Annotated in this window: 10 protein-coding genes; 8 read left to right on the top strand and 2 right to left on the bottom strand. The window is 70.4% G+C overall.

Going from position 1 to position 15,012, the window contains the following annotated elements:
- Positions 1-639 precede the first annotated feature (639 nt).
- The 3 genes from ACWGIS_RS31080 (at position 640) to rph (ending at position 8,243) form a co-directional block, all read left to right on the top strand.
- Positions 640-1,710, top strand: coding sequence for an endo-1,4-beta-xylanase (locus ACWGIS_RS31080; RefSeq protein WP_453365816.1), 1,071 nt, complete (start codon positions 640-642; stop codon positions 1,708-1,710).
- A gap of 298 nt (positions 1,711-2,008) precedes the next feature.
- Positions 2,009-5,128: a glycosyl hydrolase 115 family protein gene (locus ACWGIS_RS31075; protein ID WP_453365812.1), complete on the top strand. Its 3,120-nt coding sequence runs from the start codon at positions 2,009-2,011 to the stop codon at positions 5,126-5,128.
- 511 nt (positions 5,129-5,639) lie between these two features.
- Positions 5,640-8,243, top strand: a complete 2,604-nt coding sequence (gene rph / locus ACWGIS_RS31070) for a rifamycin-inactivating phosphotransferase (protein WP_453365811.1) — start codon at positions 5,640-5,642, stop codon at positions 8,241-8,243.
- A 228-nt stretch (positions 8,244-8,471) separates the two neighbouring features.
- Here rph and ACWGIS_RS31065 read toward each other — a convergent pair whose 3' ends face one another.
- Positions 8,472-8,759 carry a hypothetical protein gene (locus ACWGIS_RS31065; protein ID WP_453365810.1) on the bottom strand — a complete coding sequence of 96 codons (288 nt, stop codon included), beginning with the start codon at positions 8,757-8,759 and terminating at the stop codon, positions 8,472-8,474.
- Between the two features lie 437 nt (positions 8,760-9,196).
- Between ACWGIS_RS31065 and ACWGIS_RS31060 the strand changes: the two genes are divergently transcribed.
- The 5 genes from ACWGIS_RS31060 (at position 9,197) to ACWGIS_RS31040 (ending at position 13,810) form a co-directional block, all read left to right on the top strand.
- Positions 9,197-10,111 (top strand): NADP-dependent oxidoreductase, encoded by a 915-nt coding sequence (locus tag ACWGIS_RS31060; protein WP_453365809.1) that lies wholly within the window; start codon positions 9,197-9,199, stop codon positions 10,109-10,111.
- 290 nt (positions 10,112-10,401) lie between these two features.
- Positions 10,402-11,487 carry an alkene reductase gene (locus tag ACWGIS_RS31055; protein ID WP_453365808.1) on the top strand — a complete coding sequence of 362 codons (1,086 nt, stop codon included), beginning with the start codon at positions 10,402-10,404 and terminating at the stop codon, positions 11,485-11,487.
- Positions 11,488-11,496: 9 nt separating this feature from the next.
- A complete protein-coding gene (locus ACWGIS_RS31050) occupies positions 11,497-11,976 on the top strand; it encodes a MarR family winged helix-turn-helix transcriptional regulator (protein WP_453365807.1) in 480 nt (159 codons plus the stop codon).
- Between the two features lie 154 nt (positions 11,977-12,130).
- A complete protein-coding gene (locus ACWGIS_RS31045) occupies positions 12,131-12,802 on the top strand; it encodes a HEAT repeat domain-containing protein (RefSeq protein ID WP_453365815.1) in 672 nt (223 codons plus the stop codon).
- 3 nt (positions 12,803-12,805) lie between these two features.
- A complete protein-coding gene (locus ACWGIS_RS31040) occupies positions 12,806-13,810 on the top strand; it encodes a MerR family transcriptional regulator (protein WP_453365806.1) in 1,005 nt (334 codons plus the stop codon).
- 185 nt (positions 13,811-13,995) lie between these two features.
- On the opposite strand, the gene ACWGIS_RS31035 is transcribed toward ACWGIS_RS31040, so the two are convergent.
- A complete protein-coding gene (locus ACWGIS_RS31035) occupies positions 13,996-14,970 on the bottom strand; it encodes a phosphotransferase family protein (protein ID WP_453365805.1) in 975 nt (324 codons plus the stop codon).
- Positions 14,971-15,012: the final 42 nt, after the last annotated feature.

The raw sequence follows: 15,012 nt of genomic DNA, 5'->3' as shown, positions 1-15,012 counted from the left end.
CCGCCGGCCGGGCGTGAGTCGTGGAGTCGCCGAGCGGGGTGGGTGCTATCCGGGACCTGCTGGGCCCGCTCTCGCGTCGGTACGACGATGACCGCGTCCCGCTCCGACTGGTCGTCAGCCAGGCTCAGTTCCGCGCCGAGGACGCGGTCGGCGACGTGACTGACCGGCCTTGTCCGAGCAGAGCGCTCAGGCGCCGGATGGATCAACGGTCGACCCGTGCCCCACGGCGTACGCGCATCTGCCTCGGTACACCTTGTGGCCGCCCCTGTGCGGCGCCCACAAGCGGCGAGACCTGCGGGCCGGTCGAAGAAACCGACGAAGGGACAGGCGCGAAACTTTCGAGATCAAGTGCGAATTGCTGCGCCTGAATCTATGTCCGCCTGGCGAGTTGGTCAATCAGTGGTGCGGGAAGCCCTCTTCGCAGGTGATCAAAAATTGGCGCTCCACCTGGGTTGACGGTCGAGCGGTCGGCCAATAGCTTGACGCAGCGCCTTTTCGGACTGACCGAAACTTTCGTGATTTCCGATGCTCTTCGAGCTGACGATCGCCTGTCACTCACCCCGCCCGCACCACAACTCGGCTGCACCGCCCCCGTGCCCAGCCGCTCAAGGAGTGCTCGTGAAGAAGCTGCGCTTTGTCATGGCCGCCGCCGTGACCTCGTCTCTCGCACTGCTGCCGCTCGCCACGGCGGGTTCCGCCGTAGGCGCCGAGGACGGGACCGGCACCCACAGCCGTTCCCTGCGGCAGCTCGCCGTCAACGACCGTCTGCGGATCGGCACCGCCGTCGACATGACGGCCCTCGCCGAGGACTCCACCTACCGCCGGCTCACCCGTACCGAGTTCTCGACGGTGACCGCGGAGAACGTGATGAAGTGGGAGTCGATCGAACCGCGGCGGGGTGAGTACGACTACGCCGCCGCCGACCGGCTCGTCCGCTTCGCCGAGCAGAACGGCCAGAAGGTCCGCGGCCACACGCTCGTCTGGCACAACCAGTTGCCGTCCTGGCTCACGTCGGGCGACTTCACGGCCGAAGAGCTGCGCGAGATCCTGCACCGCCACATCACCGACACGGTGCGCCACTTCAAGGGGCGCGTCTGGCAATGGGACGTCGTCAACGAGGCGTTCAACGACGACGGGACGCTGCGCGACAGCATCTGGCTGCGTGAACTGGGCCCCGGATACATCGCCGACGCGTTCCGCTGGGCGCACCAGGCCGACCCCCACGCGAAGCTCTTCTACAACGACTACAACGTCGAGTGGATCGGGCCGAAGAGCGACGCCGTGCTCGATCTGATGAGCCGGCTGCGCGCCGAGGGCGTCCCCGTCGACGGAGTCGGTTTCCAGGGGCACGTCGGAATCCAGTACGGCCTGCCCACCGACATGGGTGCCAACCTCGCCCGCTTCGAGAAGCTCGGCCTGGACACGGCGGTCACGGAGGCGGACGTACGCATGATCCTGCCCGCCGACGAGACCGAACTCCGTACGCAGGCCGAGGGTTACCGGCTACTCCTCGACGCCTGCCTGAACACACCGCACTGCATCTCCTTCACCGTGTGGGGATTCACCGACAGGTACTCCTGGGTGCCGGGCACCTTCGAGGGCCAGGGCGCCGCCAACATCTTCGACGAGGACTACCGCGCGAAGCCGGCCTACCGGGCGATGCAGTCCGAGCTGGCCGACGGCAGGCCCCGGACCGCGGCATCCGAATAGGGCCGCACTGGCCACGTGGTTGCTCAAGCACTGACACGAGGACGCGTCCGGCTGACACGAGGACGCGTCCGGCGCCGAAGCGGCACGACCGCCCGCCACTGCCGTCCCGGCCGGCGGCGCCGACGGGCCGGAATCTTTCATGCGCTCTCGTCTGGACCGCCGTCGAGCCGGCATCGCTCACCGTGCGTACTGCGCACTCCCGTTGCCGTCGCTCGGACATCCGCCGGCCGTCGACGGCGGGACCCCGTCACGGCCTGCACCATCCCGCTTTCCACCTCTCTCGCAGAAGGGTGCCGTCATGGCGCGGAACGTCGGCAGAAGAACCGTCCTCGGTACCGGAGCGGCTGTCGGGCTCGGTGTCTCCCTGCCGACGGCGGAGGCAGCCACTTCCGCCGCGGCGGAGGGACTGCGAGCCACCGACCCCGGCGCCTACATCACCTTCCGCCACGAACCCCTCGCTTTCCCCCTGGTCGCGTCCGGCCACGCCGTCCCCGTCCTGGTCGACGCCGCCGACCGTCCCGGGGTCCGCCGCGCCGCCGCCGACCTCCGCGCCGACATCGAGCGCGTCACAGGCGTGCGGCCGGCCGAGGAACGCGGTACCGCCCGTGCCGTCACCATCGTCGGCACCATCGGCCACAGTCCCCTTCTCGACCGTCTCATCAGGGCCGGCAAGCTCGATGTGTCCGCGATCCGCGGCAAGTGGGAGACGTCCCTGCAGACCACCGTCGAAGACCCGATGCCGGGCGTGGACCGCGCCTTCGTTATCGCCGGAAGCGACCAGCGCGGGTCCGTCTTCGGCGTGTACGACGTCTCCCGCGGCATCGGCGTATCCCCCTGGTACTGGTGGGACGACGTCCAGCCGGTCCGCCGGTCCGCCGTCTTCGTCCGCCCCGGTACCTGGAGCCAGGGCACACCGGCCGTGAAGTACCGCGGCGTGTTCATCAACGACGAGAACCCCAACCTCGGTACCTGGGCGCCCCGTCACTTCGGCCCGGGCAAGGCGGAAAACCACCCGGGAGGATTCAACGCCGACTTCTACGCCAAGGTCTTCGAGGTCATCCTCCGTCTCAAGGGCAACTACCTCTGGCCGGCCGTCTGGGGCCGGGCCTTCGCCGAGGACGACCCGCAGAACCACGCCCGTGCCGCCGAGTACGGCATCGTCATGGGTACCAGCCACGAGGCTCCGATGATGCGCGGCATCGAGGAGTGGAACCGGCACGCCGTGGCGGCGAAGCGCGACGCGGAGGGGAACATCGTCACGCCGGGCAGCGATCCGTACGGCGGCACGGGGGAGTGGTCCTTCCGCCGCAACCGCGCCGCGATCGAGGCGTACTGGCGCGACGGCATCCGCCGCATGGTCGACCAGGGCTTCGAGGGCGTGGTGACCCTCGGTATGCGCGGCAACGGTGACACCGGTCTGCCGGACGGCGACGGCATCGAGCTGATGCAGGAGATCATCGCCACCCAGCGGCGGATCATCGCCGAACTCACCGGGTCCGCGACCTCCGTGCCCCAGGTGTGGACGCTCTACAAGGAGGTCCAGCGGTACTGGACCCGCGGCCTGCGTGCGCCGGAGGACGTCACGGTCGTCCTCTGCGACGACAACTGGGGCAACATCCGCAAGCACCCGGACCCCGCCGAACCGCGGCGCTCGGGCGGCTACGGCCTCTACTACCACTTCGACTACGTCGGCGACGGCCGCAACTACAAGTGGGTCGACACGACTTCCCTGCCGAACCTCTGGGACCAGCTCCACCAAGCGGTCGCGTACGGCAACACCACGCTGTGGATAACCAACGCCGGGGACCTCAAGGGCAATGAGCTGCCCACCCAGTACTTCCTCGACTATGCCTGGAACCCGAAGCGTTGGGAGCTGGAGAGCATCCCGGCCTGGGAACGCCGGTACGCCGCACTGCACTTCGGGGAGGAGTACGCCGAGGCGATCGCCGCGGTCCTCGCCCGCTACGGGAGCCTCCAGCACCGACGCAAGCCCGAACTTCTGAATCGCCGTATCACCCTGGACCCCGCCAAGGACCTCGCCACCGACGACACCGCCGTCGTGTACGACGACCGGCAAACACCTTTTTACGGGCGAGAGTTGGAGCGCGTGACCGAGGAGTGGCGGCAGCTCGCCAGGCAGGCGGCTCGCATCGCCCGCGCCCTGCCCGACTCCGCCAAGGACGCCTGGTTCGAACTGATCGGGTACAACGTGCTGGCCACGGCCAACCTCTACGACCTGCGCGAGGCCGAGTTCACCAACCTCCGCTACGCCCCGCAGGGCCGCGCCGCCACCAACGACCGCGCCGACCGGGCCGAGGCGGGCCTGCGCGAGGACTTCCGCCTTCAGGACGTCTTCAACGAGGAGATCGCGGGCGGCAAATGGAAGGACTTCCAGCTCCAGCCACACATCGACTACGGCGACGTGGAGCGCTACGGCCCCAACGCGCCCTGGCAGCAGCCCGAACTCGACAACGTGGCCCTACCCGACGTCCTGTTCCCGGCGGTACGCCGCATCGAGGTGCCCAGGGCCGCGGAGATGGGCGTGGCGATCGACGACTCCGAAGGGTGGTGGCCACACGCGGCGAACCCCCCGGTGCTGGCGGACTTCAGCCCGTACCAGACCCGGGCTCCGCAGCAGCTGGAGATCTTCAACCGCGGGGCCAGCCCCTTCCCCTACCGGGTCGTGTCCTCCGTTCCCTGGCTGAAGACGGACCGGCCGCGCGGCACGGTGCGGCAGCAGACACGGGTGACCGTCACCGTCGACTGGTCGAAGGCCCCCGCGGGACGCTCCGAGGGCACGCTCACGGTGGAGGGCGCGGGCCGTACCGTCACCGTCCGCGCCGTGGCCGACCACACCTCGCCGCGCGGCCTGAAGGGCTTCGTCGAGGCCGGCGGCTACGTGGCCGTCGACGCCGAGCACTACACCCGTGCCGTCGGCGCCCCCGGCATCGACTGGCTGCGCATCCCCGGCATCGGCCGCACCGGAGCCGGCATGACACCGGTCCCCGTCACGGCCCCCGAGCAGAAGCCCGGCCCCGGCGGACCGCGGCTGGAGTACGACGTGACGCTGCTGACCCCCGGCGAGGTCACGGTCTGGGCCCACCTCTCCCCGCGCAATCCCGCACTCGCCCGCCCCGGCCTGCGCTACGCGGTCTCCTTCGACGACGCCGTCCCGCAGACGGTGGACGTCATCGCCGCGACCGGCCCCGACGACGGCGCACTGAACCGCCGCTGGGAACGCCACACCTCGGACAACGTCAACCGGACCTCGAGGAAACACACCATCACCCGGGCGGGCGCGCACAAGCTGGCCTTCTGGATGGTCGACCCGACGGTCGTCGTGCAACGCCTGATCATCGACACGGGTGGCCTGCCGCAGACGTACCTGGGCCCGCTGGAGAGCCGCCGCGTTCACTGACCACCCGCCCGATGCGGCGGTAGCGGGAGGGACGGTTCACGGCGGGACGAGACGCGGGGCAAAGCCGCAGGCGGGACGCCGCCGCGTCGCGGAGCGTCCGCTGATCCGGCCGACGGAAAAATAGAAAAAGACAAGGAGTCCTCTCCTTGCCTCTCCCAAGTTATAGCGCACCGGGGGGCTTGCGGCAAGGCCCAGGGGGTGGCGCACAATCGTCCGCCGTGGCCACAACCTGCGGAAATGAGGGGCACTGCGTGCGCGTGTTGTTGTCGATGTACGGGGGACGCGGTGGCGTCGAACCCATAGTGGGGTTGGCGGTGCGGTGGCGGGCGCTCGAAGCGGAGGCACGGGCGGCCGCTGCGCCCGCCGCGACCGGGCGGCAGCCCGGCTCGTCGGAGGGACGGGCGGCAGGGCCTGCGACGAGCCCGGCACGAGGTGCGACGGAGAGGGAGACGCCGGTGAGGCGATCGGCCGGTGCGAGGCGGCGGAGCGCGCCCGCGGTGGAGGTGTCGCAGTGAGCGAGCAGTACGTGGTCGATCTTCAGGGGATCGACGAGTCCCAGGTCGCCGTCGTGGGAGGCAAAGCGGCGCACCTGGGTGGACTCGCGCGGATCGACGGTATCCGCGTGCCCACCGGGTTCTGCGTGACGACGGACGCCTTCCGCCGGATCATGGCGGAGACGCCGTCGCTCGACGCCCGGCTCGACCGGCTGGCGCGGGTGGACCCGGACGACCGGGAGACGATCCGCACGCTCAGCGCCGAGATCCGCCGGACCGTCGAGGCGATCGCACTTCCGGACGATCTCGCCGGTGCGATCACCCGCGCGCTCGTCCGGCACGGCGAGGACGGCGCCTACGCCGTGCGGTCCAGTGCGACCGCGGAGGATCTGCCGACGGCCTCCTTCGCGGGCCAGCAGGACACGTACCTCAACGTGGTGGGGCCGACGGCGATCCTCGCGCACGTCAGCCGGTGCTGGGCCTCGTTGTTCACCGAGCGGGCCGTGACCTACCGGCGGCGGAACGGTGTCGACGACCGTACGGTCCGCATGGCCGTGGTCGTGCAGCGGATGGTCTTCCCGCACGCGTCCGGCATCCTGTTCACGGCCGACCCGGTCACGGGCAACCGGAAGACCGCCACCGTGGACGCCGGTTTCGGCCTCGGCGAGACACTGGTCTCCGGACTGGTCAACCCGGACGTCTACAAGGTGCGGCACGGCGAGGTCGTCGCCAGGACGATCGCCGCCAAGGAGCGTGCCCTGCACGCCGTGCCGTCCGGCGGCACGCAGCAGGTCGCGATCGACTCCCGTCGCCAGGAGCAACCGGCGCTGACGGATGCGCAGGTGCTCGAACTCGTGCGGCTGGGACGGCGGATCGAGGCGCGGTTCGGCTGCCCGCAGGACATCGAATGGTGCCTGGACGACGAAGGGTTCCACATCGTCCAGAGCCGGCCGATCACGACGCTGTTCCCCATCCCCGACAGTGGGGATCAGGAGAATCACGTCTACGTCTCCGTCGGTCACCAGCAGATGATGACCGATCCCATGAAGCCGCTCGGGCTCTCCATGTGGCAGCTGACGGCCATGGTGCCGATGCACACGGCTGGCGGCAGGCTCTTCGTCGACGTGGCCCGGCGACTGGCCTCGCCTGCGAGCCGCGACGGCCTGCTGGACATGGCGGGGAGGTCCGATCCGCTGATGAGGGACGCGCTGGAAACCGTGTTGCAGCGTGACGACTTCATCCCGTCCCTCCCTGACGCGGACGTTGTTGGGCCGCCGGTCGGCAGCGCGTCCGCCCCGATCGAGATCGAGACCGATCCGGCCGTCGTCACGAGGCTGATCGAGCGGAGCGAGGCGTCCATCGCCGACCTGCGACGCGACATCCGGACGAAGACCGGACTGGCGCTCTTCGAGTTCCTGCTGGAGGCATTCGAGGAGCACAAGCGCGTGCTCAGTGACCCGCAGAGCTTCCAGGTGATCATGGCGGGGATGCAGGCCACATGGTGGCTCAACGACAAGCTGGGGGAGTGGCTGGGCGAGAAGAACGCCGCCGACACACTCACCCTGTCCGCCCCCGGCAACATCACCTCGGAGATGGGACTGGCGCTGCTCGACGTGGCGGACGTGATCCGCCCGTACCCGGAGGTCGTGTCGTTCCTGGGGGAGGTCGACGGCGAGGGCTTCCTGGACAAGCTGGTCGAACTCCCGGGCGGGACCGAGGCACGCGACGCCATCGAGGCGTACCTCGACCGGTACGGCGTGCGCTGCGTGGGTGAGATCGACATCACGAGGCCGCGCTGGCGGGAACGTCCCTCCACGCTCGTGCCGGTCATCCTCGACAACGTCAGGAACTTCGAACCGGGCGCCGCCGCACGGCGTTTCGAGCACGGGCGGCAGGAGGCGCGGAAGAAGGAAGAGGACGTGCTGTCCCGCCTGCGGGCCCTGCCGGACGGGGACCGGAAGGCCGGCGAGGCGAAGGAGATGATCGACCGGGTCCGCACCTTCATCGGCTACCGGGAGTACCCGAAGTACGGGATCATCAGCCGGACCTTCGTCTACAAGCAGGCCCTGCTGGAGGAGGCCGAACGCCTGGTGCGGGCCGGTGTCCTGGCCGACAGGGAGGACATCTTCCACCTCACGTTCCAGGAACTGCACGACGTCGTGCGCTCGCGGAAGGCGGACGGCCGGCTCATCGAGCAGCGCAAGGAGGCGTTCCGCGCGTACCACGCGCTGACCCCGCCCCGGGTGCTCACCTCCGACGGCGAGGCCGTCAACGGTGCCTACCGACGCGACGACGCGCCCGTCGGCGCCCTCGTCGGTCTTCCGGTCTCCGCCGGGACCATCGAGGGACGGGCTCGCGTCGTCCTCGACATGGCCGAGGCCGATCTCGAGGTCGGGGACATCCTGGTCACGGCCTTCACGGACCCCAGTTGGTCTCCGCTGTTCGTCGGGATCGCGGGCCTGGTGACGGAGGTGGGTGGCCTGATGACCCATGGTGCGGTGATCGCCCGTGAGTACGGCTTGCCCGCCGTCGTGGGCGTGGAGCAGGCCACCCGGCTGATCCGGGACGGGCAACGGATCCGCGTCCACGGAACCGACGGGTACATCGAAATACTGTCCTGACCGAGGTCACCTCTCCCTCCCGGTCCCTCGCCGTCGTTGTCCGCGGGAGCAACGGCTTTCAGGTCAAGTCGCCTGAGTCGTGCGACACGTCAGCGGGGACCGGTGGGGACGAGGGAGCCCGATGGTGAGGAGGACCGTCCTGGTGCCGCTCCGGCGGGGCATTTCGGCACCCTCAGCGCGGAGTTGGTGGGCGTCTTCGCTCGCCCGGGGGCGCGTCCCGCCGCGAGGTCACTGGTGGAGGTGGTCCCGGGAGGGATGGCGCTCGGGGGCGGGCACGAACAGGCTGAGCCGGTAAGTGGTGGGCTGCACCAGTCGTCCGCAGAGCGTGTCGATCCGGGTCAGCGACCAGTCGAACGAGCTGTCCGCGGAGCGCAGACGGCGAAGGTGAGCGCGCCACTCGGACTCGTCCTGGGTCTCGAACAGTACTTCCCAGTGGCCTGAGCCGGGAGCCGTACGAGCGGTGGCCCGCCGAGTCTCGTCCTGCCGGCGGCGCTTCCTCTTCCGCTGTCCTGGCACCCGCCCAGCATCGCTGCCCGGGTGCCGACGCAGCAAAGGAATTACGCAGCGGCAGCCCAGGTGGGCTGGTCGCGTGGCCGGACAGGGATGAGGCGGAGGGGCCGGCGCTCGGTCGCTCGCTCCGGACGCGACCACGACCAGCAGTGCCGCGGCCACGACCAGCAGTGCCGCGGCCACGACCAGCAGTGCCGCGACCCCGACCAGCAGTGCTGCGGCCCGCCCGCCGAGCCGTCGTCGCGTCAGTGTCTCTCCCGGTCCGGCGTCGAGCGGCAGGCCGCACTTTCCGTGACGCCTGACAGGCGCGCCGTGAGCCGTCCGGCTCCGCCCCGCCAGCACCTTCACGCCAATATTTGGCTAGCCACATAAACGGTGCTACCTTTTATGTGGTCGGCCACATAACCGGCTGAGGTTCCCGCCCATCGAAGGAGAGAGACGTCATGAAGGCCATCGTTTTCGACACGTTCGGCGGCACCGAGGTCCTGCACGAGGTGGAGACCGAGCTCCCCGAGCCCGGCCCCGGCCAGGTCCGCGTCCGCATCCGGGCGGTCGGCGTCAACCCGGTGGACGGAAAGATCCGCTCCGGGATCATGGAGGCGATCTTCCCCACCACCCTGCCCGCCATCCCCGGCGGGGAGATCGCCGGCGTCGTGGACGCCCTCGGCGAAGGAGTCGACCGGCTGAAGGTGGGCGACGAGGTGCTCGGCTGGTCCGACACCGGCGCCTACGCCCAGTACGCACTTGCCGACGCGACCGTCCTGGCCCCCAAGCCGGCCGGCCTGGACTGGACGGACGCCGCCGCGCTGCCGGTGGCGAGCGACGCTGCCGACCGGGTCCTGGACCTCCTCGACATCAAGACCGGCGAGACCCTGCTGATCCACGGCGCCTCCGGCGCGCTCGGCACCATCGCCGTCCAGCTCGCCGTCGCACGCGGCGCCCACGTCATCGGCACCGCGAGCCCGGCCAACCAGAAGTACGTGACCTCACTCGGCGCCACCGCGCTGGTCTACGGAGAGGGGCTGGTGGAGCGGGTGCGCGAGCTGGCGCCGAACGGCGTGGACGCGGTGCTCGACGCCGCGGGCAAGGGCGCGCTGGAGGACTCCATCACCCTGCGCGGTGGCACCGACCGGATCGTCACCACCGCCGACTTCCGGGCTCGCGAACTCGGCGTCGTCTTCGCCGAGGGCCCGCAGCGCCGCTCGGCCGACCGGCTCGCCGAGATCGCCCGGCAGGCCGCCGACGGCGCACTGGTGACCACCGTCGGCGCGACCTATCGCCTCGCCGACGCGGCCGAGGCCCAGCGGACCAGCGACGCCGGCCACGGCCGCGGAAAGCTCGTCCTCACCGTCGACTGACGTCCGCGCACGCGTTCCGATCCTCGACTTACGAAGCTGGGCCCGCGCACAGGCGCCGACGGCACCGCACCACCGTGTCCCCGGCGCCTCACCGTCGACTGGCGGCTCCACGCGCGCCGCCCCCGACTTACGAGGCCGGCCTGCGTACGGGCACCCGCCTGTACCGCCCCGTGCCCCGCAGCCCGCAGCCCGCAGCCCGCAGCCCGTAGCCCGTGAGTCCGCGGCACGCGCGTACGCCTGTGCGCCGCCCCCTGCATCAGCCGTACCAACCCCTGCAATAGGAGATCGCCATGCCCACTACCGGAGCCACCGACCTGAACGTCCTGTGGGAACCGACCGTCGCCGGAGACATCCGGCTGCCGCACCGGCTGGTGATGGCGCCTATGACGCGCGGCCGGTCCACCCCTGAGGGCGTGCCGACCGAGCTGAACGCCCAGTACTACGCCCAGCGCGCCTCCAACGCGCTGATCATCACGGAGGGCACCCAGCCCTCGCCCGACGGTCAGGGCTACCTGCTCACCCCCGGCGTCCACTCCGCGGAGCAGGTGGCCGGGTGGCGCAAGGTCACCGACGCCGTGCATGCCGCCGGCGGGCGCATCGTCGTGCAGCTGATGCACGTCGGGCGGATCGCGCACCCCGACAACACCCCGCACGGCCGACAGCCGGTGGCGCCGTCCGCGATCCGGCCCCAGGGTCAGATGTTCACCGCCTCGGGGCCGCTGGAGATGCCGCAGCCCCGAGCGCTGTCCATCCGTGAGGCCGAAGCGACGGTCGATGACTTCCGCCGTGCCGCCGCGGGCGCCGTCGAGGCCGGCGCGGACGGCGTGGAGATCCACGGCGCCAACGGCTACCTCGTCCACCAGTTCCTTTCCGCGCACGCCAATGAGCGCACCGACCGCTATGGCGGCCCGGTCGAGAACCGCATCCGCTTCGCCGTCGAGGTCGCCGAGGCCGTCGCCGACGAGATCGGCGCCGCCCGCACCGGCATCCGCCTCTCTCCGGGCAACCCGTACAACGACATCCGCGAGGACGACGCGCACGAGCTGTACCCGGCGCTGCTGAACGCCCTCGCGCCGCTGAACCTGGCCTACCTGCACCTGCTCCACAGCGGAGACGACCAACTCCTGGACACCCTCCGCTCACTGTGGCCGGGAGCGCTCATGCTGAACCGTGCGGGCGCCGACCTGGCCGCACGCGCCAGGGACGTCGCAGAGGGCCGGGCCGACATCGTCTCGGTCGGAGCGCTGACGCTGGCGAACCCCGACCTGGTGGAACGGGTACGCTCCGGAGCGCCGCTGAACACCCCGGATCCCACCACCTTCTACAGCGGCGGCGAGACCGGCTACACCGACTACCCCACCCGCGGGGGCGCTTGAGGAGAAGCGATGACCGAACCCGTTTCCCAGCCTCCCAGCACGGCACGCGACGGGCGGCTCAGCTACGCCGTTTTCCTGCTGGCCCGCGCTCACCGCGGCCACGCCGCCGCCATGCTCCGCACGATGAACCTTCATCCGGGGCAGGAGTTGCTCCTGATGCAGCTCTTCGATCGCGACGGCCAGACCCAGTCCGAACTGCTCGACAGCGTAGGACTCGACCACTCCACCGTCTCCAAGTCGCTGCGCCGCATGCAGGACGCCGGACTGCTCACGCGGGAACCCGCCGCACATGACCGACGCGTCATGGTGGTGCGGCTCACCGACGCCGGCCGCGCCCTGCGTGAGCCCATCGCCGACATGTGGCGCTCTTTGGAGGAGCTGTCCGTGGGAGACCTGACCCCGGACCAGGTCGAGACCTTCACCAGAACCGCCTACGCAGTCGAGCAGTCGATCAGGAAGCGCGGGCGGGACGCTCCGTCAGACGCGTAACGAGTCGCGAGTCCCTCCGGGAAGCCGTACGCCTTCCCGGAGGCGAGGTCGACCGGAGGCGCCCCCCGCGGTGGCGAGATCCGAACGCGAAGCGGTCGCGGTTGACCTTGACACCGTGGCAACGTCTTCACTGATCGCCGAGGAGGTGGTCTCGATGACGACCACGAGGCAGGACACCCATACGACGGAGCTGCTCCAGGCGTTGGAGGACAGCCGTTCGTCCGTGCGGCTGCGGGCCGCGCTGGCGGCCGGTACGACGCCCGACCCCCGCTTCGTCGGCAAGCTGATCGAGCGGTCCGCGACCGAGTCCGAGTTCTTCGTCCGCGACATGCTGACCTGGGCGCTCACCCGCCATCCGGCGTCCATGACGCTCCCGGTGCTGCTCCGGGAAATCCACTCGGAGCGCCCGCAGGCACGGAGCCAGGCACTGCACACCCTGTCCAAGATCGGTGACCGGCGGGTGTGGCCGGCGATCACGAGCGCGCTGCTGACCGACGCCGACGACGAGGTGGCGCGGACCGCCTGGCGGACGGCGGTCGTGCTGGTGCCGGAAGGCGAGGAGTCCTCGCTGGCCACGGTACTGGCGACGCAGCTCGGGCGCGGCGAACGGGAGACCCAGCTGAGCCTGAGCCGGGCTCTGGTCGCGCTCGGGGACCTCGTCGTGCCGGTGCTGCTCACCGCCGCGGCGGACCCCGATCCGCTGGTACGAGCGCACGCGCTCGCCACACGGCGGCTGCTGCGTGACCCGGACGCCGGCTTCGAGTTCGCCATCGAGGAGGCGAAGCGCGTCGTCGCCCTGGGCGTGTCCGGTGAGGAGGGAAACTAGAGCGTGTTGATCGGTGAGGTGGCGCGACGGTCCGGGGTCAGTGCCCGCATGCTCAGGCATTACGAGGCGCTCGGCCTGGTGAGTCCTTCGGGCCGGACGGGCTCCGGCTACCGGGAGTACGCCCCGGAGGACGTCCAGCGGATCTTCCAGGTGGAGAGCCTGCGGTCGCTGGGGATGTCCCTGCGTGAGATCGGACGTGCGCTGGACGATCCGACCTTCACACCGTCGGGGCTCGTCGACGACCTGATCCGTCAGACGCGTGAACGCATCGCCGTCGAAACCGAGTTGCTCACGCGGCTGCGGCGCATCGATGCCGCGGAGACCGGCGGCTGGGAGGACGTCCTGCAAGTCGTCGCGCTGCTCCGCGCCTTGGGGTCGACCAGTGCCGACGCACGCCAGCGCGCCGCCCTCTCCTCCGTCGAGGAGGTGGCGGTGCCGGTGGACGCCCTGGTCGAGGCGGTACTGAGCGAGACGGAGCCGAATGTCGCCGGAGCTCTTCGGTGGGCGTTGGCGCGAGCGGGCGACGGTGGTTCGGCCTTGCTGGCGGAAGGGCTCCGCTCGCCCGTCGCCGCGGTGCGGGAACGGGCGGTGCGGTCCCTGGCCGAGATGCCTGACGCCGAGGCGGCCGCCCAACTCCGTTACGCCTTGGGCGATTCGGACGTGGCGGTCCGCAGCCACGCGGCTCTGGCGCTCGGGACACGAGGTGTGGCCGACGCGGTCCCGACCCTCATCGACATGATCGTGGAGGGACGGAACGACGTCGACGCGGCCGACGCACTGGGGGCGCTGGCCGGTGACACCGCGACGGCCGACCGCATCACGACCCGGCTCGTCGACCGCCTCGCCGGCCAAGACACGGAGGCTTCAGCGCGCGGCCGGCTGACGCAGGCGCTGGCCGACATTCCCGGTACGAGGGCCTCACGTGCACTCCAGGAGCTGTCCCTAGACGCGGACCGCGCCGTGGCATTGACCGCGACGTACCTGCTCCAGACGCGAGACGTGCAGTGATCGGGGAGACGGCGCAGGCGGGGCGTCCCGGCCGATGGACGCTTATATGGACCGGGCCCTGAAGCGACCTCGCGGGCGGTCATGGCGCCGACCGTGAGCCAGTACGACTGCGGTAGCTGTAGCGGATGGGTGGCCTGAGCCGGACAGCACCACGCGGGCGTGGGCGGGCGGGACCCGCTGGACGTTCACGCACGCACGAGTGCCAGCGTCTCCTTGAGATTGTGCTCGGCGATACCCGCCATGACCGCCCGGTCGGGAAAGTCCCCGTCGAGCAGGCGAAGTGGTCCCGCTGTCAGTGAGAGTCGCTGCGCGAGCATGTAGAACGCGAGCCGGTCCTCGTCCAGGCCGTCCACCCACAACTGGTCGTAGCCGTCGTGCAGGCGAATTCGCAGGAAGACGTGCTCCCACTCGATGTCGAAGTACATCGAGCCTTCGATGTCGATCACGACGGGCGTCCCGCCGTTGTCCACGAGTACGTGGTCGGGCCCCAGTTCGCCGTGTACGACCCCGTACTCGGCGCGCGGCCGAACCGCCGCGGCCAGCTCCAGCAGCCGCTGTTCCAGCAGGTCGCGGGAACCAGCGACACGCGGGTCACGCCCAGCCGCCTCGGCAAGGTCCCGCAGTGCCCGGGCGAGGACGACCTCCTCGCACGACCGTCCGCGCGAGGTGCCTCCGCAGTCGACGACGGCAACCTTGCCGTACGTCGGCGCCCGATGGCGTCGCATCGCGTCCAGCGCTTCCGCCAGCTGTGCCATGACCGGTGCAGCGGCGGCCGGATTACGCGTCAGGATGTCCTCCAGGTTCTCGCCCGCCACGTCCTCGACGATTGCGAGGTCCGCCGGGCCGTGAGCGCCGTCACGGTCGACAAGACGGATCGCCGGCAAGCGGACGCCGAGCTGCGTCAGCCGCGCTTGCGCCGCCTCGAACAGATGCAGCCCGAGACCTGGGGAGAAGGGGTCGGTCAGGTCGTCGTCACCCGCGCTCGTGGGCCAGTAGTTCTCGGCGTCGCTCCAGAGATAGGCGATCGCCGTCGTCGCGTCGTCCATCACCAGGCGGTAGACACCCTTCTTACTGCCGCCCGTGAGCCGCTCGACCGCTTCGAGTCGCCGTCCGCCACCCAACGCGGCCCGCGCGGCGCCTGCCAACTGCTCCCTGGTCACTGCCCTGAGTACCACACCCGCACCACCTCTCGCCCACACCCT

Source organism: Streptomyces sp. NPDC054842 (genome assembly GCF_053611025.1).
This window is presented reverse-complemented; position numbering and strand designations above follow the sequence as displayed.

What these genes read in the sequence shown, in the direction of transcription:
- ACWGIS_RS31060 (WP_453365809.1), top strand. Translation starts at nt 9,197, where the DNA reads ATGAAGGCCATCGTTTTCGACACGTTCGGCGGCACCGAGGTCCTGCAC.
- ACWGIS_RS31055 (WP_453365808.1), top strand. Translation starts at nt 10,402, where the DNA reads ATGCCCACTACCGGAGCCACCGACCTGAACGTCCTGTGGGAACCGACC.
- ACWGIS_RS31045 (WP_453365815.1), top strand. Translation starts at nt 12,131, where the DNA reads ATGACGACCACGAGGCAGGACACCCATACGACGGAGCTGCTCCAGGCG.
- ACWGIS_RS31080 (WP_453365816.1), top strand. Translation starts at nt 640, where the DNA reads ATGGCCGCCGCCGTGACCTCGTCTCTCGCACTGCTGCCGCTCGCCACG.
- ACWGIS_RS31050 (WP_453365807.1), top strand. Translation starts at nt 11,497, where the DNA reads ATGACCGAACCCGTTTCCCAGCCTCCCAGCACGGCACGCGACGGGCGG.
- ACWGIS_RS31075 (WP_453365812.1), top strand. Translation starts at nt 2,009, where the DNA reads ATGGCGCGGAACGTCGGCAGAAGAACCGTCCTCGGTACCGGAGCGGCT.